Origin of the sequence: Thauera sp. SDU_THAU2 (genome assembly GCF_038260575.1) — a bacterium.
Classification (GTDB): Bacteria; Pseudomonadota; Gammaproteobacteria; order Burkholderiales; family Rhodocyclaceae; genus Thauera.
The window spans coordinates 1,502,811-1,525,118 of record NZ_JBBWUN010000003.1; the positions used below are offsets into that span (position 1 = coordinate 1,502,811).

The following is a 22,308-nucleotide window of genomic DNA, read 5'->3' on the forward strand; positions in this document are numbered from 1 at the left end:
GGCCTGCACGCAGGCAGCCCGATTTGATTCGAGCGGTATCGCTGTGCACAATGGGCGCCCATTTCTGCCGACGGTGGCCCCATGAGCGCGAACGATGACGCGATTCCTCCCGACCCTCTCGTTGTCCATGCCGACAGCGGCGTCCAGCGCCAGGCTGCGCAGATGGCGCAAGAGGCCTTTGCCCGCGTGTTCCGCCTCAGCGTCGGCGAAAGCGATGAAGTCCGCCTGAAAGGCGTCGCCCAGTTGCAGCGCGAACTGGATGACTGGGCCTGTGCCGGCGATGGCGACGAGGCCCGCGCCTTGCGGCGGGCTCTGCTGCTGTCCGGCATGGACCAGTGGGGCGTGGCCTGGAGCCAGGCTTTCGGCCTGGTGTCCATCCCCGGCCTGACCGAACTCATCGGCAGCCTGCGGACCGGGCTCGGGGTCGAGGACGAGGCGCGCTTCCTGCGCCAGTTCGAGGCCATCGGCGAGGCCGAGGAGAACGCCATCGACTTCAAGGTCGAACTGCGGCGAGGCATCCACCTTGCGCTATGGCATTCGTCCATCGCCACCGAGGACCGCGACGAGGCCTTGCGCCTTGCCGCGCAGCTCGGCGGCCGCCTGCTCGGCCTGATGACGCGCGAGATGCCGCTGGCCGGCTGGCGGCTGGTGGCCGATACGCTGGCCTTCATCCAGATCCGCTGCCTGGCCGACGGCCTCGCCGCCGAAGGTGCGGGACAGGAAGCCACCCAGGCCTTGTTCGGCGCGCTGGCGCGCGAGCTGCCGCAGGCGCAGCGCGACCGGGTGATGGCGCATGCCGCGCGTGCCGTCATCGCCTGGCAGCAGGCCAGCCGCCCGCCGGAGCAGATGCACTGATGGCGCTCAAGGCGACGATCTTCAAGGCCGACATCCAGGTCGCGGACATGGATCGCGGCCACTATGCCGACTACAGCCTGACGCTGGCCCGCCATCCGTCCGAGACCGACGAGCGGATGATGGTGCGCCTGCTGGCCTTTGCGCTGTTCGCCGATCCGGCGCTGGGCTTCGGCAAGGGCTTGTGCGTGGACGACGAGCCGGACCTGTGGCGCAAGGACCTGACCGGCGCGATCGAGTGCTGGATCGACGTCGGCCAGCCCGACGAGAAGTGGGTGCGCAAGGCCTGCGGGCGGGCGGACGAGGTGATCGTGCTCGCCTACGGCCGCGCGCTGGAGGTGTGGTGGAACGGCGTGCGCGAGAAGCTGGCGCGCCAGTCCTCGCTGCGGGTCATCGAGCTGGCACGCGAGGCGAGTGCCGAACTGGCGAAACTGGCCGAGCGCACGATGCGCCTGCAGTTCAGCATCCAGGACGGCCACGTCTGGGTGACCAACGGCCGCGATACCGTGTCCATCGAACCCCGCTTCCTGCTGGGCGGCGGCCAGGCCTGATCGGCGTGCCGATGCGCGGCGGATGAATTCCTCGCGCACGCCTTTTGCAGCATGCGCAGGTGAAGAAGGCCGGGCAGGGCGCTGCCGGGCCTGCGCGGCCGAATACCCGCGGCAGGCATGCTTCAGCCAGCGGCCTGGAGAAAGCGCTTGATCTCGGCGGCGGCCGCGTCCGGTGTTTCCTGCATGAAGCAGTGTCCGCCCGGCACCAGTTGCTGGCGTACCGACGGATTGCCGGCGCGCCAGCGGGCGATGCCCTTGGCAGCGAAGGGATAGCTACGGTCGCCGCGCAGCACCAGCGTGGGGGTGCGTACCCGCGCCAGCGAGGACCACAGGCGGCGCGGATAGGAGCCGAAGATCTCGGCTTCGCGGCTGGGCCGGCACTTGAGTTCGACGCCGCCCGCCGGGCTTTCACGCAGGGCATGGTCGACATAGGCCTGCAGTGCGTCGTCGCGCCAGCCGCGGAACATGCCGCGCTCCTGCAGCCCGAGCCAGGCAGCCGTGCGGTCGGGCCAGTGGTGGCGGCGCCGGCGTGCCCGGCTGGCGAGCGTGTTGCGCGACAGCAGGCCGACGACGTCGGACAGCGCCATCAGGCCGATCATCGCCGGCGGGAACAGCACCGGATCGAGCAGCACCGCACGCGCGAACAGGTCCGGCTCGCGAGCCATCATCAGGCAACTGATGACGCTGCCGAAGCTGTGGCCGACAGCGTAGACCGGCACATCGCCGAAGCGTGTCCGCTGCGTCCGCCAGGCCTCGGCAGCGAACTCGGCGGTCCGGTTCCAGCCGTGGAAGCGTCCGCCCTGATCGCTGTCGCCATGACCCTGGACGTCGGACAGGAAGAGGTCGAAATCCTCCGCCAGAATTTCCAGCATCGGTCCATAGGTCAGCCCGCAATAACCGTTGCCGTGCAGGAAGTGGATCAGCGGACGGCCGGAAGGCGGGCTGTGCTGCCCGCGCAGGGTGAATCCGGCTGCGGTGATGTGGTGCCAGGCTTGCAGCTTCATGCTCGGTCCAGCATTCATGTCGAGTGGGCGGCACGGGCACTGAACGCGCGGCGGCCCGGCTGCCGAGGCGGAGCAGGGTGCCCGGAGCCGGCTGCCGCCGCTTGTTCAGCTTTCCTTGCGCTTGCGGGGCTTGCCCGCGCCGTGCGAGGCCGGGCGTGGCGTGTCGGCGGGGCGGCTGAAGTGGCGATGATGGCCGCCGGCGTCGCTGCGGCCGGGTGCGTGCTCCTGGCGGCGCCAGCCGTCCTGCGACCTGTCCTGCGACTTCCAGCCGCCCTTCGCCTGGCCGCCTGCCGGTCCGGAGTCGCGGCGCTCGAAACCGCCGGGCCGGCGATCCTGCTTGTCGTTGTCGCGCCAGCCGCCGTCGTCGTGCGGCGGACGGCGGCGTTCCGGCGTCGTGGCGGCTTCGGCGGCCGACAGCGCGCGGATGTTCAACTGCATCTGCCGCACCCGGGTGCGCTTCAGGGTGTCCATCAGATCGGCGGGCAGGTTGGCCGGCAGTTCCACGGTGGAGAAGTCGTCGAATAGATGGATCTGGCCGATGAAGCGGCCTTCGATGCCGCCTTCGTTGGCGATTGCGCCGACGATCTCCTTCGGGCTGGCGCCCTGGTTGCGGCCGACTTCGATGCGGTAGCGCACCAGTGCGCCGTCGGCGAAGGCGCGGCGGCGGGCGAGGATCTCGTCGCGGTTGGGGCGGGGCGTGCGCTCGCGCGGCGCACCGGTGGTGAAATGCTCGTCGCGCGGCGGCCGGCCGCCGCTGCCCGGCTGGGCGGTGGCCAGGTCCCAGCCGCGGCCCGACTGTTCGATCAGCAGCGGCCGTTCGCGCTGGGCGAGATAGGCGAGCGCGGCGGCGATCTCATGCACGTCCAGCTCGTTCTCGTCGGCGAGGTTGTTGACCACGTCCATGTAGAAACCCAGTTCCTGCTCGGCGGCCGTCTCGACCACCATGCGCTTGAACTGCGCGACGCGCAGGTTGGTGACTTCCTCACTGCTCGGCAGCGCGATCGGCGTGATCGGCTGGCGGGTGGCGCGCTCGATCATCTTCAGCATGCGCGTCTCGCGCGGCGCGACGAACAGGATCGCGACGCCTTCGCGGCCGGCACGGCCGGTGCGGCCGATGCGGTGGACGTAGGCTTCGGTGTCGTAGGGAATGTCGTAGTTGATGACGTGGCTGACACGCGGCACGTCGATGCCGCGCGCGGCGACGTCGGTGGCGATGACGATGTCGAGCGCACCATTCTTGAGTTGCTCGATCACGCGCTCGCGCAGGCCCTGGGTCATGTCGCCGTTGAGCGCTGCCGCCGCGTAACCGCGTGCGGCGAGCTTGTCGGCGAGTTCCTCGGTGGCGATCTTGGTGCGCACGAAGACGATCGCGGCGTCGAAGCTTTCCTCGGCGTCGAGGATGCGGGTCAGCGCGTCGAGCTTGTCGACGCCGCGCACCAGCCAGTAGCGCTGGCTGATCTTCGACACCGTGGCGGTGGCGGCGCGGATCCTGATTTCCTCCGGCTCGCGCAGGTGGCGGCGGGCGACGTCGCGGATCGCGTGCGGCATCGTCGCCGAGAACAGCGCGGTCTGGCGCTCTGCCGGCGTGTGCTCGAGAATCCATTCGACGTCGTCGATGAACCCCATGCGCAGCATTTCGTCGGCTTCGTCGAGCACGATCGCCTTCAGCGCATCGAGCTTTAGGCTCTCGCGCTCGAGGTGGTCCATGACGCGGCCCGGCGTGCCGACGATGACCTGGGCGCCGCGCGACAGCTGGCGCAGCTGCACCACCATGCTCTGGCCGCCGTAGATCGGCAGCACGTGGAAGTTCTTCAGGTGGTGGGCATACTTGGCGAAGGCTTCGGCGACCTGGATCGCCAGTTCGCGGGTCGGCGTCAGCACCAGCACCTGCGGCCGGGTGTCGGCCAGATCGAGACGGGCCAGCATCGGCAGCGCGAAGGCGGCGGTCTTGCCAGTGCCGGTCTGGGCCTCGCCGAGGATGTCGCGTCCGGCCAGCAGCTGCGGAATGCAGGCAGCCTGGATCGGCGAGGGCGTTTCGTAGCCGACTTCGGCCAGTGCGGACAGGAGCGGCGCGGGAAGCTCGAGATCGGTGAAGCGCAGCGTCTCCGCGAGGCGGTCTCGGGGCTGGGAGATTCGTTGGGAACGGTGTCGGTCATGGCAGTCGAGCCGCATGGGCGGCAATGGGCAGCGATGCTGCGAAGTCGCGATTATCGGCGAATCCGGTGCAGCAAACGAGTGAAGCGGAGTAAAGGGGTGTGAAGCGAGGGCGTGAAACGGAGCGGGGCGCGACGAGCGGCGGTGCTTGCCGCGACGTCCTCGTGCAGCGCCCGAAGGGCCTTGGCGCCTTGCCGCAGCCTGGCGGCAGAAAAGCAAAAAACGCGGCGCAAGGCCGCGTTTCGTCTTGAATCGATCGACGTCGCCGACGTCGAAGCGATTACAGCGGGCGGATGTTGGCCGCCTGCAGGCCCTTCGGGCCGGTCTTGACTTCGAATTCGACGCGCTGGTTTTCAGCCAGGCTCTTGAAACCCTTGCTCTGGATTTCCGAGAAGTGGGCGAACAGGTCGTCGCCGCCGTTTTCCGGGGTGATGAAGCCGAAGCCCTTGGCGTCGTTGAACCACTTGACGGTACCGGTTTGAGTGCTCATTTGCGTTCCATATAAAAAATGACTGGGCATGCGCCCCAAAATGCAGGAACGATCAAGAAACGTAATCCAGAGGAATCAGACCGGCACGCGTTCTTGTAGAACACGCTGGACAACCACCAGAACAACCACTGCTTGAATCGACTGCGAGCCGCACGATACACCGTTTCCGGGGCATGGGGAATTTATTTTGCGTGCCGGGCGAAAAAATTTTCCGCCGGAGAGGGCGCGCGGAGAATGGGCATATGGCGGCCAAAATTGTTGTGCATTGCATCATGCACGGCACGATGCAGCGGCCGGGAAAGAAGGTGTAAAGCAGCGGAGCGATGGGATAATGCGCGCACCAGAAAAAAGGCGATGAGCTAAAGCATGTCAATCCAGTGGTTTCCCGGTCACATGGCGTCGGCGCGGAAAAAGGCCGCCGAGGCGATGGCGGCCATCGACGTCGTCATCGAAGTGACCGATGCGCGCCTGCCCGAGGCCAGCAGCAATCCGATGATTTCCGAGCTGCGGCGCTTCCGCAACCGCCCCTGCCTGAAGCTGCTGAACAAGGCCGACCTGGCCGATCCGGCGGCGACCCGGGCCTGGATGGATTTCTACAACCGCCAGCCGGGCGTAAAGGCGGTCGCGATCTCGGCCAAGAATGCCTCCGATGCCGCGCGCGTGCCGGCCTTGTGCCGCCAGCTCGCGCCGCACCGGGACGACGGCACCAAGCCGCTGCGGATGATGATCATGGGCATTCCCAACGTCGGCAAATCGACGCTGATGAATGCGCTGCTGAAGCGCAAGGTGGCCAAGGTCGGCGACGAGCCGGCGGTGACCAAGCACCAGCAGACGCTGGACCTGGGGCCGGGCATGACGCTGACCGACACGCCGGGAATGATGTGGCCCAAGATCGACTACGATCCGGACGGCTACATGCTGGCGGCCAGCCATGCGATCGGCCGCAATGCCGTCATCGACGAAGAGGTCGCGGCCTTTCTCGGCGGCATCCTGCTGGCGCGTTATCCGGCGCTGCTGGCGGCCCGCTACCGCATCGATCCGTCCTCGATGGACGCCCAGGCGCTGCTGGAGGCGATCGGGCGCAGGCGGGGCTGCCTGGTCAGGGGCGGCGGGCTGGACCTGGAAAAGGCCTCGCTGATCCTGCTGCAGGATTACCGTGATGGCGTGATCGGGCGCATCAGCCTGGAAACGCCGGAGTCGCGGGCGGCGATGATCGCGCGGATCGAGGCCGAGCGTGCCGAGGCCGCTGCCACCGACGGCGGGGCGGCGGGCGAAGAAGAATCGTAGGCCTTGGACGCCTTCGGGTTTGAAGGCGCGGCCGATGGGGTGCTGCGCTCAGTTTCCGGCCGCGATCTCGATCCAGCGCAGCCACTGCCCGCAGGCGTTGCGCGGCCCGCGCAGGCTGCCGTGCCACGGCCCCTGGTTGCAGGTGCCGCGGCTGTTCTCGGGGTCGATGTGAACCGTGCTGCCGTCTTCCGCCAGCGTGCGCTTGCCGCCCCAGCGGTTGCAGGTGGGGCAGCGGCGAAGCTCGGCAATCGGGGAGATGTTCATCGGCCGCATGGCTGAGGTGGATCCGGGTTGGCGGGGATTTTGGCAGGATGGGGCAGGATGGGGCAGGATGCGTTCGGTCGGGCGATGATACGCGAGCCGTCCGCATCGCGGCTGTCGGGGCGTCGGAGGGGCTTTGCTATCATTCGGCGATGAAAAGTTCTCGTTCCCGTTTCCTGGATATCCGCGGCCTGCGCCTGCATCTGCGCGAGTGGGGCAGGGAAGGTGCCCCCCGGCTTTACCTGCTGCACGGCTGGATGGATGCGTCGGCATCGTTCCAGTTCATGGTCGATGCGCTGGCCGGCGACTGGCATGTGGTCGCACCCGACTGGCGCGGTTTCGGCCTCAGCGCCTGGAGCCATGCCGACGGCTACTGGTATCCGGATTACTTTGCCGACCTCGATGCGATCCTGCGCGCGGTAGAAGGGGAAGACACGGCGCCGGTGCGCCTCGTCGGCCACAGCATGGGCGGCAATGTCGCGCTGATGTACGCGGGCATCCGTCCGGCCCGGGTCGGCCGCGTCGTCGTGCTCGACGCCTTCGGCCTGCCGGATCGGCCGGCCGCCGAAGCGCCCGGACGCTATCAGAAGTGGCTGCGGGAACTGACCGAAGCGCCGCGGCCGCGGATCTACCCCAGTCTCGATGCGCTGGCCGAGCGTCTGCGGCGGGACAATCCGCGCCTCGACGCGGCCCGTGCAGGCTGGCTGGCGGAAGCGCTGGCGCAGCCCGACGAGCGGGATGGAGTCAGGGGCTGGCGGATCGCCGGCGATCCCTTGCATCGCCGGGTCAATCCGGTGCTCTACCGCCGTGCCGAGGCGGAAGCCTGCTGGCGGCGGGTGACGGCACCGGTGCTGGCGATCGAACCCGCCAATGCCGATCTGCGCGAACGCATCGGCGTCAGCGACGAGGATCACGCGGCGGCCTTTGCCTGCTTCGCCTCGATCGAGGTGCGCAGGCTCGACGATGCCGGCCACAATCTTCACCACGACCAGCCGCAGCGGATCGCGGAGATCGTCGAGGCCTTCTTCCTGTCCGATGGGCAGTGACGCTTCTTGCCGGAGTATTCAGATGACGCACGCCGAACTGCATGCACTCAATGCCGATCTGCATTGCCATTCCACCGTGTCCGACGGCTGGCTGGAACCCGCCGAGGTGGTCGCGCGGGCGAAGGCGAACGGCGTCGAACTGCTGGCGCTGACCGACCATGACGAACTTGGCGGGCTCGGCATTGCCGCGGCGACGGCGGCCGAACTGGGGCTGCGCTTCGTTCCGGGGGTGGAAATCTCGGTGTCCTTTGCCGACGAGACCATCCACGTCGTCGGCCTCGGCATCGATCCGCAGGAGCCCGGCATCGTCGCCGGCCTGCAGCAGATCCGCTCGGGCCGCGATGCGCGCGCCGCGCGCATCGGCGAGGCGCTGGCTGCAGCCGGCATTCATGGCGCACTCGAAGGCGCGCGCCGCTTCGCGCGCAACCCGGCGCTGGTCAGCCGCGCCCATTTCGCCCGCCATCTGGTCGCCAGCGGCGTGATGCCGGACGTCAAGACGGTGTTCGATCATTACCTGGTGCGCGGCAAGCCCGGCTTCGTCGACCACGAATGGGCGTCGCTGGAGGACGCAGTGGGCTGGATTCGCGGTGCCGGCGGTGTCGCCGTGGTCGCCCATCCGGCGCGCTACCGGCTGTCCAATGCCGACATGGAGCGCCTGCTCGACCGTTTCGCCGCCGCTGGCGGCGAGGCGATCGAAGTCGTCTCCGGCGCCCATTCCGAGGACGAGATGCGCCGCTTCGCCACCGTCGCCCGCCGCCGTTGCTTGCTCGCCTCGCGCGCTTCCGACTTCCACGGCGAGAACGAAAGCCCGGTCGACCTCGGCCGCTGCAACCCCCTTCCGCCCGACCTCACGCCGGTGTGGTCGCGCTTCCTCTGAGAAAACGACAACCATGGCCCAGTTCTTTTCCCTCCACCCTGAACAGCCCCAGCCGCGCCTGATCCGCCAGGCGGCGGAGATCATCCGCAGCGGCGGGCTGGTCGTGCTGCCGACGGATTCGGCCTATGCACTGGCCTGTACCGTCGGCGATGCCGGCCTGCTCGAGCGCATCCGCAGGATTCGCGGTGTCGACGAGCGGCATCACCTCACCCTGATGTGCCGCGACCTGTCCGAGATCGCCACTTACGCGCGGGTCGACAACAGCCAGTACCGGCTGCTCAAGGCGACCACGCCGGGCGCCTACACTTTCATCCTCGAAGGCACCAAGGAGCTGCCGCGCCGGGTCTTGCACCCGAGGCGCAAGACCATCGGCCTGCGCATTCCCGAACACGCGGTGGTGTCGGCGCTGCTGGCCGAACTGGACGGCCCGATGCTGAGCTCGACCTTGCTGCTGCCCGATGAGGATCTGCCGCTGACCGACGCCGAGGAGATCCGCGACCGCCTCGGCAAGCTGGTCGATCTGGTGATCGAAGCCGGCTACTGCGGCCCCGAAGCCACGACGGTGATCGATCTGACTTCCGGCACGCCGGAGCTGGTGCGCGCCGGCTGCGGCGCGCTCGAGCCCTTCGGCCTCGAGGCGGACTGAGCGGATGGTCGCGGCCGTGGCCCGCAGCGGTCCCGGCCGGGGGGGCTGCCGTGGGCATGGGTGCGCTCTGCTAGAATGCCCGCTTTACTGCCGACGCTTCCATGGATTCTCTGATTTCGACGCTGGCGATCTGGGCGCTGCCCGTGGTGCTCGCCATCACCCTGCACGAGGCGGCGCACGGCTATGTCGCCCGCCATTTCGGCGATCCCACCGCCGATCTGGCCGGCCGCATCACGCTCAACCCCTTGCGCCACATCGACCCGGTGGGCACGATCCTGGTGCCGGCGGGCATCCTGGCGCTGAGCTCGCTGGTCGGTGCCGGCGGCATCCTGTTCGGCTGGGCCAAGCCGGTGCCGGTCAATTTCGGCCGGCTGCGCAAGCCGAAGGCGGACATGCTGTGGGTGGCCGCGGCCGGGCCGTTCATGAACCTGCTGATGGCGCTGGGCTGGGCGATCCTGTTCCGCATCGCGATGACGGGCGAGCCGGGCGACTACACCTTGCCGATGATGAAGATGGCCGACGCCGGCATGCAGATCAACGCCGTGCTGATGGTGCTGAACCTGCTGCCGATCCCGCCGCTGGACGGCGGTCGGATCGCCGTCAGCCTGCTGCCGAACCGCCTGGCCTGGGGCTTCGCCCGGCTCGAGCCCTATGGCTTCCCGATCCTGCTGGTGCTGCTGTTCACCGGCGTGCTGGGCACCATCCTGTGGCCGCTGATCGCGGGTTTCCGCTATCTGCTCGGCGCGATCGTCGGCATCTGACGCACATGTGCCAATGAACATGCCGCTGGAACTGGCGCCGGTCGAGGCGCCCGAGATGCTGGAGCACGTGGCGCGCATCTATGGCGAACCGCTGCTCGAACTGCCGAAAGACCTGTATATTCCGCCCGACGCGCTGGAAGTATTCCTCGACGCCTTCGAGGGGCCGCTCGATCTGCTGCTGTACCTGATCCGCAAGGCCAACCTCGACGTCCTCGACGTTCCGATGGCGCCACTGACGGCACAGTATCTCGAGTACGTCGATGCGATGCGGGCGAGCAACCTGGAGCTTGCCGCCGAATATCTGCTGATGGCGGCGATGCTGCTCGAGATCAAGTCGCGCATGCTGCTGCCGCGGCCGCCGCGCGAGCATGCGGAAGAGGAAGATCCGCGCGCCGAACTGGTACGCCGCCTGCTGGAGTACGAACGCATGAAGCTCGCCGCGGCACGGCTCGACACGCTGCCGCGCGCCGAACGCGATTTCGAGTGGGTCGTCGTCTTCGTCGCCGAGAAGGTCGTCGAACGCCAGCCCGAAGTCAGCCTGCACGACCTGCAGCTTGCCTGGCTGAGGATCATGAAGAATGCGCGCCTGACCCAGCATCACCGTATCGGGCGCGAGCAGCTTTCGGTGCGGGAGCACATGAGCGGCATTCTGCGCAAGCTCGGCGGTGGCGGTTTCGTCGTCTTCGATGCCCTGTTCGACGTGAAGCTCGGCACGGCGGGCCTGGTCGTGAGCTTTCTCGCCGTGCTCGAACTGGTGAAGGAAAAACTGGTGGAAGTGAGCCAGAACGAGGCTTTTGCGCCGATCTACGTGAAATTGGCCGATGCAGCCCGCGACGACGCCTGAAGCCTGGTCGCGCGTCATCGAGGCCGCGCTGTTCGCCGCGCCGGCGCCGCTGCCGGTGTCCGAGTTGCGCCGCCTGTTCGACGAGGATCCGGGGCCTGAGCTGGTGCGCAAGCTGCTGGAAGAACTGCGCGCCGAATGGGCAGCGGCCGAGCGCGGCATCGAACTGGTGCAGCTTGCCAGCGGCTGGCGCTTCCAGACGCGCGCCGACTACCAGGCCTATCTGGATCGGCTCAAGGAAGAAAAAGCGCCGCGCTACTCGCGCGCGGTGATGGAAACACTGGCGATCATCGCCTACCGGCAACCCGTCACGCGCGGCGACATCGAGGACGTGCGCGGCGTGGCGGTGTCGCCCAACATATTGAAGACTCTGGAATCGCGCGGCTGGATCGACGTCGTCGGCCACCGCGACACGCCGGGCCGTCCGGCGCTCTTCGCCACCACCCGGCGCTTTCTCGATGACATGGGTCTGCGCAGCCTCACCGAGCTGCCTGCGTTGACCGAGATCGAAAAAATCATGGACCTTGTCGATGCCTCGCAAACCGAACAGCCCGTTCCGCCCCCCGCAGAAGAAGTCTGACGCGATCGAGATACTCGACCGCCCCCGTCGTGCATCGCGCAAGGATGATCACGACGAGGACGCTCAGCCGCGCGACCCCGATGCCCACCTCAACGCCGATCCCCGCGGCCCGCGTGGACCGCGGGGCGGAAATCGCGGGGGCGGGCGCCCGGGTGGCGGTGGCGACCCCGCCCGCCGGCCGGATGCGCACAAGTCCGCGCTCGGCGTGCCGGAGCGCGGTGAACGGGGGCTCGCCCCCGGCCGCAGGGGCAGGGCGGCGGGCGCAATGCGCCGACGACGCTGACCGAGCCCGAGCGCCTGCAGAAGGTGCTGGCCCAGGCCGGCGTCGCCTCGCGGCGGGAGATCGAGGAATGGGTGGTCGCCGGCCGTATCTCGGTCAACGGCCTGCCGGCCTCGCTCGGCCAGAAGATCGGCCCGGGCGACCGCGTCAAGGTCAATGGCAAGCTGGTGCCGCTACGCTTCACCCAGCGTTCGCCGCGGGTGCTGATCTACCACAAGCCGGAAGGCGAGATCGTCTCGCGCGACGACCCGGAAGGCCGTCCGACCGTGTTCGAGCGCCTGCCGCTGCTGCGCAAGGGGCGCTGGCTCGCCGTCGGCCGGCTGGACTTCAACACCTCGGGCCTGCTGCTGTTCACCAACGACGGCGATCTCGCCAACCGCCTGATGCATCCGCGCTACGAGCTGGAGCGCGAATACGCGGTGCGGCTGCTGGGTGAGCTGAGCGAGGAGCAGGTCAGGTCGCTGACCGAAGGCATCCAGCTCGCCGACGGCCCGGCGCGCTTCAACAGCCTGCGCGACGAAGGCGGCGAGGGCGCCAACCACTGGTACCGGGTGACGATCTCCGAAGGCCGCAACCGCGAGGTGCGGCGCATGTTCGAGGCAGTTGGGCTGACCGTCAGCCGCTTGATGCGGGTGCGCTACGGCAGCGTGGAACTGCCGACCCGCCTCAAGCGCGGCATGTGGATGGAGATGCCCGAAGCCGAGGCCTGTGAGCTTGCCGGCCTGCCGGTGCCGCAGCGCCAGGTGCAGAAGAACGATCGCGACAAGCGTCCGCCCAAGATGCACCGGACCACGCCCGTGGCGCGCTGATTTTCAGTTCCTGCGTCACCACGGGTGACTGGCCGGGCCGGATTGCTGCGTTGCGGCAGTTTGCCCGGCTATCGGTTTTGGCGCTATACTCTCAAGGCTTTGATGGATGGCTTTCGTCCGCTCGCGTCTTCCGGCGCGTCGCGGGGTGTGCGGAAACATCCTGAGGTTGTGATCAGCGGCGTGTTCCGGACAGGGGCGATGGGTTGATGGGCGTTAGGCCCATTTTTTATTTGTGCGCGGCAATCCGAAGGCAGCGCAGCGGAAGACAGGTATGCGAGCAGGAATCGAGAATCTGATCGAACAGGTGGTGACCGGCCTCGGCTATGAACTCGTGGACATCGAGTTCTCGCCGCGCGGGCGTCTGCTGCGTGTCTTCCTCGACATCGAGCGCGGCATCACCGTCGATGACTGCGCCACGGTGAGCAACCAGCTGCAGCGCGTGTTCGAAGTCGAGAACATCGACTACGACCGCCTCGAAGTGTCGTCGCCCGGCCTGGATCGGCCGCTGAAGAAGCTGGCCGATTTCGAGCGCTTCGCCGGCCAGGAAGCGCAGATCCGGCTGTCGCTGCCGATCGACAACCAACGTAATTTTGCCGGTGTGCTCGGCGGTGTGCGCGATGGCGCCGTGGTGCTCACGACCGAGAAGGGCGAGCAGTCGCTGCCTTTCGAGGACATCGAGAAAGCACGCCTTGTACCCAAATTCTGAGACTGTGGATGTGGAGGTTTTCCTGAAATGAGCCGCGAGATCCTGCTGCTTGTTGATGCATTGGCGCGTGAGAAGAACGTCGCCAAGGACATCGTTTTCGCCGCGCTGGAGTCCGCGCTGGCCTCCGCAACCAAGAAGCGCATCCATGACGACGCCGACGTGGTGGTGTCGATCGACCGCGAGTCGGGCGACTACACCTCGTGCCGCCGCTGGGTGGTCATGCTCGACGAGGAAGTCACCAACGACGAAGCCGAGATGGGCATCATCGATGCGCGCGACATCCGCGCCGATGTGCAGCTCGGCGAGTACATCGAGGAAGAGCTCGAGCCGATCGACTTCGGCCGCATCGGTGCGCAGGCCGCCAAGCAGGTCATCCTGCAGAAGATCCGCGACGCCGAGCGCGAGCAGGTGCTGAACGACTTCCTCGAGCGCAAGGAATTCCTCGTCTCCGGCGCGATCAAGCGCATGGAGCGCGGCAACGCCATCATCGAAGTCGGCCGCATGGAAGCCGTGCTGCCGCGTGATCAGCAGATCCCGCGCGAGAACCTGCGCGTCGGCGACCGCGTCAAGGCCTTCCTGCTGCGCATCGACCGCGGCGCCCGCGGCCCGCAACTGATCCTGTCGCGCACCGCGCCCGAGTTCCTGATGAAGCTGTTCGAGCTCGAAGTCCCCGAGATCGAGGACGGCCTGCTCGAGATCAAGGCCTGCGCCCGCGACCCCGGCCTGCGCGCCAAGATCGCGGTGAAGTCGAACGACCCGCGCATCGACCCGATCGGCACCTGCGTCGGCCTGCGCGGTTCGCGCGTCACCGCGGTGCGCAACGAGATCGGCGGCGAGCAGATCGACATCATCGTGTGGGCGTCCGATCCGGCCCAGTTCGTCGTCGCCGCGCTGCAGCCGGCCGAAGTGGTGTCCATCGTCGTCGACGAGGAAGCCCACGCGATGGACGTGGTGGTGGACGAGAACAACCTCGCCATCGCCATCGGCCGCAACGGCCAGAACGTCAAGCTCGCCTCCGAGCTGACCGCCTGGACGATCAACCTGATGAGCGAGCAGGAGTCGGCCGAGAAGACCGCACAGGAGCAGCAGGGCCTGCGCGCGCTGTTCATGGAAAAGCTGGACGTCGACGAGGAGATCGCCGACATCCTGATCGAGGAGGGGTTCTCCTCCCTGGAAGAAATCGCCTACGTGCCGCTGGCCGAGATGCTCGAGATCGAAGCCTTCGATGAAGAGACGGTCAACGAGCTGCGCAACCGCGCACGCAACGTGTTGCTGACCGAGGCGATCGTGACCGAAGAGCAGCTGGAGAACGTCTCCGACGATCTGCTCAATCTCGACGGCATGGAGAAGTCCCTTGCCGCCAAACTGGCCCAGCAGGGTGTGCGCACCCGTGACGACCTCGCCGACCTCGCGGTCGACGAACTGGTCGAAATGGCCGGGATCGACGAAGAAAGAGCCAAGGCGCTGATTTCCGTTGCGCGCGCCCATTGGTTCCAGGAATGATGGGAGGGCAGTAATGGAAAACATGAGCGTGACCCAGTTTGCCGGCGAACTGAAGATGCCGGCCGCGGTGCTGCTCGAGCAGTTGAAGCGTGCCGGTGTGGAAAAATCCGGCGCGGCCGACCTGCTCACCGAACAGGACAAGGCGCGTCTGCTCGAATACCTGCGCCGTGCGCATGGCGACACCGAGCCCAAGGGCAAGATCACCCTGACCCGCAAGCAGACGACCGAGATCCGCGCCACCGATTCGACCGGCCGTGCGCGTACCGTGCAGGTCGAAGTCCGCAAGAAGCGGACCTTCGTCAAGCGTGACGAAGTCGCCGCGGATGCCCAGGCGGCTGCCGCTCCGGCACCGGAAGTGCTGGAAGAAGTGCCGCTGGCCGATCTGCCGCCCGTGCAGGTCGAAGCACCGGCGCCCGAGCCTGCGATCGAAGCTGCCGCTCCGGCGGAAGCGGCCGTGGCGGAGCCCGTGCCGGCTGAAGCCGAAGCCCCGGTGGCGGAACAGCCCGCGGTGGCCGAGCCGCCTGCTCCGGAGCCCGCTCCGGCTGCCCAGCCCGAACCCGTCGTGGCCGAGGCTGCGCCCGAATCCGCTCCGGCCGCCGAGCCGGTGGCACCGGCACCGACGAAAACCACCACCACGCTGGTGCGCTCCAAGCCGCTGCCGCTCAACGAGATCCTCAGCGACGAGGAAATCGCCGCGCGCAAGCGCGACGAAGAGCGCCTGCGTGCGCTCAGGGAGCGCCAGGCCGCCGATCTTCGTGCCCGCCAGGAACGCGAGGCCGCAGCACGCGCCGCCGCCGATGCGCGCCGTGCCGAGGAAGAGGCGCGTGTCGCTGCCGCATTGAAGAAGCAGGAAGAGCCGGCCAAGCCCGCTGCGGCTAAACCGGGCAGCGGCACGCTGCACCGTCCGGCCAAGGCCGACGACAAGCCGGGTGCCAAGGATGCCAAGCGCGGTGCGCCTGGCCGCGATGCTGCCGATGGCGGCAAGCGCCGCGGCGGCCTGAAGACCCGCGGCGAAGTGGGCGCGGGCGGCAACAACTGGCGCGGCGCCGGCAAGGGCGGCCGCCATGGCCGCCACCAGAGCGACGAACGCAGCAGCTTCCAGGCGCCGAGCGAGCCGATCGTGCGCGAAGTGCACGTGCCCGAGACCATCACCGTGGCCGATCTCGCCCACAAGATGGCGGTGAAGGCCACCGAAGTGATCAAGGTGCTGATGAAGATGGGCACGATGGTCACGATCAACCAGGTGCTCGACCAGGACACGGCGATGATCATCGTCGAGGAAATGGGCCACACCGCGCTGGCGGCCAAGCTGGACGATCCGGACGCCTTCCTCGACGAGCACGATGAGCACAAGGACGTCGAGCTGCTGCCGCGTGCGCCGGTGGTCACGGTCATGGGCCACGTCGACCACGGCAAGACCTCGCTGCTCGACTACATCCGCCGCGCCAAGGTGGCGTCGGGCGAATTCGGCGGCATCACCCAGCACATCGGCGCCTACCACGTCGAGACTTCGCGTGGCGTCGTCACCTTCCTCGACACGCCGGGCCACGAGGCCTTCACGGCGATGCGTGCGCGGGGTGCGAAGGCGACCGACATCGTCATCCTGGTGGTGGCGGCGGACGACGGCGTGATGCCGCAGACGCGTGAAGCCATCCACCACGCCCAGGCCGCCGGCGTGCCGCTGGTGGTGGCGATCAACAAGATCGACAAGCCCGAAGCCAACCCCGAACGGGTCAAGCAGGAGCTGATCGCCGAAAGCGTGGTGCCGGAAGAGTACGGCGGCGACGTGATCTTCGTGCCGGTGTCGGCGAAGAAGGGCACGGGCGTCGATGAACTGCTCGAAGCCGTGCTGCTGCAGGCCGAAGTGCTGGAGCTGACCGCAGCGGTCGATGCACCGGCCAAGGGCCTGATCATCGAAGCCCGCCTCGACAAGGGCCGCGGTCCGGTGGCTTCGCTGCTGGTGCAGTCCGGCACCCTGCGCAAGGGCGACGTGCTGCTGGCCGGCGCCACCTTCGGCCGCATCCGCGCGATGCTGGACGAGAACGGCAAGCAGATCGAGGAAGCCGGCCCGTCGATTCCGGTCGAGATCCTCGGCCTGTCGGACGTGCCGTCCGCCGGCGACGAGGCGATCGCGCTGGCCGACGAGCGCAAGGCGCGCGAGATCGCGCTGTTCCGCCAGGGCAAGTTCCGCGACGTCAAGCTGGCCAAGCAGCAGGCCGCCAAGCTCGAAACCCTGATGGAGCAGATGGCCGAAGGCGAGGTCAAGAGCCTGCCGCTGATCATCAAGGCCGACGTGCAGGGTTCGCAGGAAGCGCTGGTGCAGTCGCTGCAGAAGCTCTCCACCGACGAAGTGCGGGTCAACGTCATCCACGCCGCGGTGGGCGCGATCTCCGAATCCGACGTCAACCTGGCGCAGGCTTCGGGCGCGGTCATCATCGGCTTCAACACCCGTGCCGATGCCGGTGCGCGCAAGCTGGCCGAGACCTTCGGCGTCGATATCCGCTACTACAACATCATCTACGACGCCGTCGATGAGGTGAAGGCGGCGCTGTCCGGCATGCTCGCGCCCGAGAAGCGCGAGGAAGTCATCGGCATGGTCGAGATCCGCCAGGTGTTCATGATCTCCAGGGTCGGTTCGATTGCCGGCTGCTACGTGCTCGAAGGCGTGGTCAGGCGTGGTTCGCACGTTCGCCTGCTGCGCAACCACACGGTGTTGTGGACCGGCGAGCTCGAATCGCTCAAGCGTTTCAAGGACGACGTCAAGGAAGTCAAGTTCGGCTACGAGTGCGGCCTGCAGCTCAAGAACTACAACGACATCCAGGAAGGCGACCAGCTCGAGGTGTTCGAGATCAAGGAAGTGGCGAGGACGCTGTAAGCGATGCCGAAGGAGTATTCCCGCAGCCAGCGCGTGGTGGAGCAGATCCGCCGCGAGCTGGCCGAGCTGATCCGGCTCGAAGTCAAGGATCCGCGCGTCGGCTTCATCACCCTGACCGACGTCGAGATCACGCCCGACTACGCCCACGCCAAGGTGTTCTTCACCTCGATGACGGGCGAGGCGGACGTGCCCGAAATCCTCAAGGGCCTGCGCCGGGCCGGCGGCTTCCTGCGCCGCGAGCTCGGCCGCCGCATCCGCATCCACACCATTCCCGAATTGCATTTCCACTACGACCGTTCGGTGGAGGAAGGCTCGCGCCTGTCCCGCCTGATCGACGAAGTGGTGCGCGAGGACGAAGCGCGCAGCCAGGACGGCGACAAAGGCAAGGACGGCGGTGACGGTACGGACGGCAGCCGCGCCGCGGACGATGACGGCAAGGCCGGCGCCTGAGATGCAGGAGCTTGCGGCGCGTCCGCGCCGCCCGAAACAGGTGCAGCGCAAGATCGTCCGCGCCATCGTCGATGGCGTGCTGCTGCTCGACAAGCCTCGGGGCATGAGTTCGAACGGGGCGCTGCAGACGGCGCGCCGCCTGCTCAATGCCGCCAAGGCCGGCCATACCGGCACGCTCGACCCGATGGCCAGCGGCCTGCTGCCGCTGACCTTCGGCGAGGCGACCAAGTTCTCGCAGATGCTGCTCGACGCCGACAAGACCTACGAGGCCGTCGTCCAACTGGGCATCGAGACCGACAGCGGCGATGCCGAAGGGGCAGTGCTGGCGAGCCGGCCGGTGGCCGTCGAACGGGCGCAGCTCGACGCCGTGCTCGAGAACTTCCGCGGCGACATCGAGCAGGTGCCGCCGATGTATTCGGCGCTGAAGCGCGACGGCAAGGCCTTGTACGAGTATGCGCGGGCGGGGATCGAGATCGAGCGCGAAGCGCGCAAGGTGCGAATCCATGCGCTCGAACTGCTCGATTTCGCCGATACCCGCTTCAGCATCCGCGTGGCCTGCAGCAAGGGCACCTACATCCGCAGCCTGGCGATGGACATCGGTTCGGCGCTGGGTTGCGGCGCGCATCTGTGCGCCCTGCGCCGCACCCGCATCGGCGCCTTCGACGTCGCCGATGCGCTGACGCTGGAAGCGCTGGAAGCGCAGCCGGCCGAAGTCCGTGCCGGCCTGCTGGCACCGGCCGATACGCTGGTGGCCGCATATCCGGCTTGCCATCTCGACGCCGACCAGGCGCGCGGGCTGCTGCAGGGCAGGGTGCTGGTGCTGGGCGAGGCCGGCGCCGAAGGGCTCGTCCGCGTCTACGGCCCGCAGGGCTTCCTCGGCCTGGGGCAGTGGCAGCAGGGCGGCAAGCTGGCGGCACGCCGGCTGATCGCCACCGGGGCGGATGCGCCTGGCGCATCCGCATGATTATCGATTGAGTTTCTGGCGCGGCTTTGGGTATAATCCTCCGCTTCTGATTGGCAGAAAAACACGAGTAAAGACACACATGGCTCTTGATACCGCATCCAAGTCGAAGATCGTCTCCGACTTCCAGCGCGCCCAGGGCGACACCGGTTCGCCGGAAGTCCAGGTTGCGCTCCTGACCGCCCGCATCAACGGGCTCGCCCCCCACTTCAAGGCCCACGGCAAGGATCACCACTCCCGCCGCGGCCTGCTGAAGATGGTCAGCCAGCGCCGCAAGCTGCTGGACTACCTGAAGGGCCGCAACGCCGAAAGCTATCGCAACCTGATCGAGCGTCTGGGCCTGCGCAAGTAATTGCGTCCATGACCAGCCCGACACCGCCCGCCAGGGCGAGGTAAGCGACAAAGCCGGTGCGTGCCTCCGCGGCACCGCCGGCTTTGTGCCGTTTGCGGCACCGCAAACACCGGCTGGTTCTCCCGCGGCAGGATGCCTCCATCCGCTGCCCGCAGTTGTGGTTCGCTGCATTCATCGTTAAAGGAATTCCCTTGCTGAACGCTATCAAGAAAACTTTCGCCTACGGCGCGCACACCGTCACTCTGGAAACCGGCGAGATCGCTCGCCAGGCCGGCGGCGCCGTCATCGTGAACATGGACGAGACCGTGGTGCTGGCCACCGTGGTGGCAGCCAAGGAAGCGCGCCCGGGCCAGGACTTCTTCCCACTCACCGTCGACTACGTCGAGAAGTTCTATGCCGCGGGCCGCATCCCCGGCGGCTTCTTCAAGCGCGAAGGCCGCCCGAGCGAGAAGGAAATCCTCACTTCGCGCCTGATCGACCGCCCGATCCGCCCGCTTTTCCCCGAAGGCTTCATGAATGAAGTCCAGGTGATCGTGACCGTGCTGTCGCTGAACCCCGAAATCGACGCCGACATCCCGGCGATGATCGGCGCCTCCGCCGCGCTGGCGATCTCGGGCATCCCGTTCGACGGCCCGATCGGCGCTGCCCGCGTCGCTTATGCCGACGGCCAGTACATCCTGAACCCGACCGCGACCGAACTGCAGACCAGCCAGATGAACCTGGTGGTCGCCGGTACCCAGGCCGCCGTGCTGATGGTCGAGTCCGAAGCGCAGGAACTGCCCGAACAGGTCATGCTGGGCGCGGTCGTGTTCGGCCACGAGCAGATGCAGAACGCGATCAAGGCCATCAACGAACTGGTCGAAGTCGCCGGCAAGCCCGAGTGGGACTGGCAGGCGCCGGCGGGCAACGATGCGCTGATCGCCCGCGTCACCGAACTGGCCAAGGCCGACATGGAAGAAGCCTTCCGCATCACCAGCAAGCAGGAGCGCTCGACCCGCCTGGGCGAGATCCGCAAGCGCGTGATGGCGGCGCTGAGCGAAGGCGTCGACACGCCGCCGTCGGCCACCGAAGTGAAGGACATCTTCTTCAACATCGAATCGGGCATCGTCCGCAGCCGCATCCTGAACGGCGAGCCGCGCATCGACGGCCGCGACACCCGCACCGTGCGCCCGATCACGATCCGCACCGGCGTGCTGCCGCGCACCCACGGTTCGGCGCTGTTCACCCGCGGCGAGACCCAGGCGCTGGTCGTCGCCACGCTGGGCACCGGCCGCGACGAGCAGATCATCGACGCCATCGCTGGCGAGTACAAGGAGCGCTTCCTGCTCCACTACAACTTCCCGCCCTTCTGCACCGGCGAAACCGGCCGCTTCGGCATCACCAAGCGCCGCGAAGTGGGCCACGGCCGCCTGGCCAAGCGCTCGCTGGTGGCGATGCTGCCGAAGCCCGAGGACTTCTCCTACACCGTGCGTGTGGTGTCCGAGATCACCGAATCCAACGGCTCCTCGTCGATGGCTTCGGTCTGCGGCGGCTCGCTGGCGATGATGGATGCCGGCGTGCCGCTGAAGGACCACGTCGCCGGCATCGCCATGGGCCTGATCAAGGACGGCAACCGCTTCGCCGTGCTGACCGACATCCTGGGCGACGAGGATCACCTCGGCGACATGGACTTCAAGGTCGCGGGCACCGAGAACGGCATCACCGGCCTGCAGATGGACATCAAGATCCAGGGCATCACCAAGGACATCATGCAGGTCGCGCTGGACCAGGCCAAGGCCGGCCGCCTGCACATCCTCGGCATCATGAAGGAATCGCTGGGCAGCTCGCGCGGCGAAGTCTCCGAGTACGCGCCGCGCATGATCAACATGAAGATCAACCCCGAGAAGATCCGCGACGTGATCGGCAAGGGCGGTGCAGTGATCCGCGGCCTGCAGGAAGAGACCGGCACCGTGATCGAGATCGAGGACGACGGCCAGATCACGATCTCGTCGGTCAGCGCCGAAGGCGCCCAGGCGGCGAAGGCCAAGATCGAGGCGATCACCGCCGAAGTCGAAGTCGGCAAGGCGTACGAAGGTCCGGTCGTGCGCCTGCTCGACTTCGGCGCCATCAGAACATCATGCCGGGCCGCGACGGCCTGCTGCACGTGTCGCAGATCGCCAACGAGCGCGTCAACAACGTCGCCGACTACGTCAAGGAAGGCCAGGTGGTGCGCGTGAAGGTGCTGGAGACCGACGAGCGCGGCAAGATCCGCCTGAGCATGAAGGCGCTGCTGAACGAAAACGCCGGCTGAGGACAGGCTGGCGGCGCGCAGCGGATTCCGGTCCGCTGCGGCGCACGTTCCAATGAAAAAGGACGCCAGAGGCGTCCTTTTTCGTCGTCTGCAGGCAGGCCGTTCCTACCTGGCGACCTGGCGTTCGCGCATTTCTTCCAGGGTCTTGCAGTCGATGCACAGTGTGGCCGTCGGACGGGCTTCCAGGCGCTTCAGGCCGATCTCCACGCCGCAGCTGTCGCAGTAGCCGTACTCGCCGTCGTTGAGCCGGCCGAGGGCCTCGTCGATCTTCTTGATCAGCTTGCGCTCGCGATCGCGGTTGCGCAGTTCGAGTGCGATGTCGGATTCCTGGCTGGCGCGGTCGTTGGGGTCGGCGAAGACGGTGGCTTCGTCCTGCATCGTGTGCACGGTGCGTTCGATGTCCTCCATCAATTCACCCTTCAGCGAGCCCAGGATTTCGCGGAAGTGGGCGATCTGCTTCTCGCTCATGTATTCCTCGCCAGCGGCGGGAACGTAGGGCGGGAATTGCTTGTGCAGGGTATCGTCAGCCATGAATCTCAACTTCCGTAGGTTGGTGAATGGTAGAGGCGACTTAATAGCAGAATCGGGGGGTGGCAGCAAGCCGACCGGCGGCTGCCGGAATGAAGCCGCGATCGTCCCGCGCCGGCGAGGATTGCATGGTGATGGAGGAAGGGCGCAAAAGGAGCGCCGAAAAGAAAAAGCCCGGACACTTGCGGTCCGGGCTGAAATCCA

The 22,308-nt window shown here is 67.3% G+C and carries 20 protein-coding genes and 2 pseudogenes; 17 read left to right on the forward strand and 5 right to left on the reverse strand.

What is annotated here, in order from left to right; all coding sequences use genetic code 11:
- The first annotated feature begins 81 nt into the window (after positions 1 to 81).
- Both AAFL97_RS08280 and AAFL97_RS08285 read left to right on the forward strand, forming a co-directional pair.
- Positions 82 to 855 (forward strand): hypothetical protein, encoded by a 774-nt coding sequence (locus AAFL97_RS08280; protein WP_341644503.1) that lies wholly within the window; start codon positions 82 to 84, stop codon positions 853 to 855.
- A complete protein-coding gene (locus tag AAFL97_RS08285) occupies positions 855 to 1,403 on the forward strand; it encodes a YaeQ family protein (RefSeq protein ID WP_263459270.1) in 549 nt (182 codons plus the stop codon). The genes AAFL97_RS08280 and AAFL97_RS08285 overlap by 1 nt, the downstream gene beginning before the upstream one ends.
- A gap of 122 nt (positions 1,404 to 1,525) precedes the next feature.
- Here AAFL97_RS08285 and AAFL97_RS08290 read toward each other — a convergent pair whose 3' ends face one another.
- The 3 genes and pseudogenes from AAFL97_RS08290 to cspE form a co-directional block, all read right to left on the reverse strand.
- Complete coding sequence (locus AAFL97_RS08290) at positions 1,526 to 2,407, reverse strand: alpha/beta fold hydrolase (protein ID WP_341644504.1); 882 nt, start codon at positions 2,405 to 2,407, stop codon at positions 1,526 to 1,528.
- A 105-nt stretch (positions 2,408 to 2,512) separates the two neighbouring features.
- Positions 2,513 to 4,563: pseudogene (locus AAFL97_RS08295) on the reverse strand (DEAD/DEAH box helicase).
- Positions 4,564 to 4,841: 278 nt separating this feature from the next.
- The gene (gene cspE / locus AAFL97_RS08300; protein WP_004260632.1) at positions 4,842 to 5,051 is read right to left on the reverse strand and encodes a transcription antiterminator/RNA stability regulator CspE; all 210 of its coding nucleotides are present in this window, start codon (positions 5,049 to 5,051) and stop codon (positions 4,842 to 4,844) included.
- A gap of 366 nt (positions 5,052 to 5,417) precedes the next feature.
- Between cspE and ylqF the strand changes: the two genes are divergently transcribed.
- Complete coding sequence (gene ylqF, locus AAFL97_RS08305; protein ID WP_341644506.1) at positions 5,418 to 6,338, forward strand: ribosome biogenesis GTPase YlqF; 921 nt, start codon at positions 5,418 to 5,420, stop codon at positions 6,336 to 6,338.
- 48 nt (positions 6,339 to 6,386) lie between these two features.
- On the opposite strand, the gene AAFL97_RS08310 is transcribed toward ylqF, so the two are convergent.
- On the reverse strand, positions 6,387 to 6,602 hold the full coding sequence (locus AAFL97_RS08310) for a hypothetical protein (RefSeq protein ID WP_263459274.1): 216 nt from the start codon (positions 6,600 to 6,602) through the stop codon (positions 6,387 to 6,389).
- Positions 6,603 to 6,751: 149 nt separating this feature from the next.
- Between AAFL97_RS08310 and AAFL97_RS08315 the strand changes: the two genes are divergently transcribed.
- The 14 genes and pseudogenes from AAFL97_RS08315 to pnp all read left to right on the forward strand — a co-directional run bounded on the left by AAFL97_RS08315 (position 6,752) and on the right by pnp (position 21,576).
- Positions 6,752 to 7,645: an alpha/beta fold hydrolase gene (locus AAFL97_RS08315; RefSeq protein ID WP_341644507.1), complete on the forward strand. Its 894-nt coding sequence runs from the start codon at positions 6,752 to 6,754 to the stop codon at positions 7,643 to 7,645.
- A 22-nt stretch (positions 7,646 to 7,667) separates the two neighbouring features.
- Positions 7,668 to 8,522: a 3',5'-nucleoside bisphosphate phosphatase gene (locus tag AAFL97_RS08320; RefSeq protein ID WP_341644508.1), complete on the forward strand. Its 855-nt coding sequence runs from the start codon at positions 7,668 to 7,670 to the stop codon at positions 8,520 to 8,522.
- Positions 8,523 to 8,535: 13 nt separating this feature from the next.
- A complete protein-coding gene (locus AAFL97_RS08325) occupies positions 8,536 to 9,168 on the forward strand; it encodes an L-threonylcarbamoyladenylate synthase (RefSeq protein ID WP_341644509.1) in 633 nt (210 codons plus the stop codon).
- 101 nt (positions 9,169 to 9,269) lie between these two features.
- Entirely contained in the window at positions 9,270 to 9,929 is a 660-nt protein-coding gene (locus AAFL97_RS08330) for a site-2 protease family protein (RefSeq protein WP_341644510.1), read from the forward strand.
- A gap of 13 nt (positions 9,930 to 9,942) precedes the next feature.
- A complete protein-coding gene (locus AAFL97_RS08335) occupies positions 9,943 to 10,773 on the forward strand; it encodes a segregation and condensation protein A (RefSeq protein ID WP_341644511.1) in 831 nt (276 codons plus the stop codon).
- Entirely contained in the window at positions 10,751 to 11,350 is a 600-nt protein-coding gene (scpB, locus tag AAFL97_RS08340) for an SMC-Scp complex subunit ScpB (RefSeq protein WP_341644512.1), read from the forward strand. Before AAFL97_RS08335 ends, scpB begins: the two co-directional genes overlap by 23 nt.
- A gap of 306 nt (positions 11,351 to 11,656) precedes the next feature.
- Entirely contained in the window at positions 11,657 to 12,439 is a 783-nt protein-coding gene (rluB, locus tag AAFL97_RS08345; RefSeq protein WP_445954478.1) for a 23S rRNA pseudouridine(2605) synthase RluB, read from the forward strand.
- Positions 12,440 to 12,710: 271 nt separating this feature from the next.
- Positions 12,711 to 13,145 (forward strand): ribosome maturation factor RimP, encoded by a 435-nt coding sequence (rimP, locus tag AAFL97_RS08350; RefSeq protein WP_263459282.1) that lies wholly within the window; start codon positions 12,711 to 12,713, stop codon positions 13,143 to 13,145.
- 27 nt (positions 13,146 to 13,172) lie between these two features.
- Entirely contained in the window at positions 13,173 to 14,648 is a 1,476-nt protein-coding gene (gene nusA, locus AAFL97_RS08355) for a transcription termination factor NusA (RefSeq protein ID WP_341644513.1), read from the forward strand.
- A gap of 13 nt (positions 14,649 to 14,661) precedes the next feature.
- On the forward strand, positions 14,662 to 17,523 hold the full coding sequence (gene infB / locus AAFL97_RS08360) for a translation initiation factor IF-2 (protein WP_341644514.1): 2,862 nt from the start codon (positions 14,662 to 14,664) through the stop codon (positions 17,521 to 17,523).
- Positions 17,524 to 17,526: 3 nt separating this feature from the next.
- The gene (rbfA, locus tag AAFL97_RS08365; RefSeq protein WP_341644515.1) at positions 17,527 to 17,973 is read left to right on the forward strand and encodes a 30S ribosome-binding factor RbfA; all 447 of its coding nucleotides are present in this window, start codon (positions 17,527 to 17,529) and stop codon (positions 17,971 to 17,973) included.
- Position 17,974: 1 nt separating this feature from the next.
- Positions 17,975 to 18,937, forward strand: a complete 963-nt coding sequence (truB, locus tag AAFL97_RS08370; RefSeq protein ID WP_341644516.1) for a tRNA pseudouridine(55) synthase TruB — start codon at positions 17,975 to 17,977, stop codon at positions 18,935 to 18,937.
- A gap of 79 nt (positions 18,938 to 19,016) precedes the next feature.
- On the forward strand, positions 19,017 to 19,286 hold the full coding sequence (rpsO, locus tag AAFL97_RS08375) for a 30S ribosomal protein S15 (protein WP_068638143.1): 270 nt from the start codon (positions 19,017 to 19,019) through the stop codon (positions 19,284 to 19,286).
- A 191-nt stretch (positions 19,287 to 19,477) separates the two neighbouring features.
- Positions 19,478 to 21,576 (forward strand): annotated as a pseudogene (pnp, locus tag AAFL97_RS08380) (polyribonucleotide nucleotidyltransferase).
- A 105-nt stretch (positions 21,577 to 21,681) separates the two neighbouring features.
- On the opposite strand, the gene dksA reads toward pnp, so the two are convergent.
- Positions 21,682 to 22,107, reverse strand: a complete 426-nt coding sequence (gene dksA, locus AAFL97_RS08385; protein ID WP_068638146.1) for an RNA polymerase-binding protein DksA — start codon at positions 22,105 to 22,107, stop codon at positions 21,682 to 21,684.
- Positions 22,108 to 22,308: the final 201 nt, after the last annotated feature.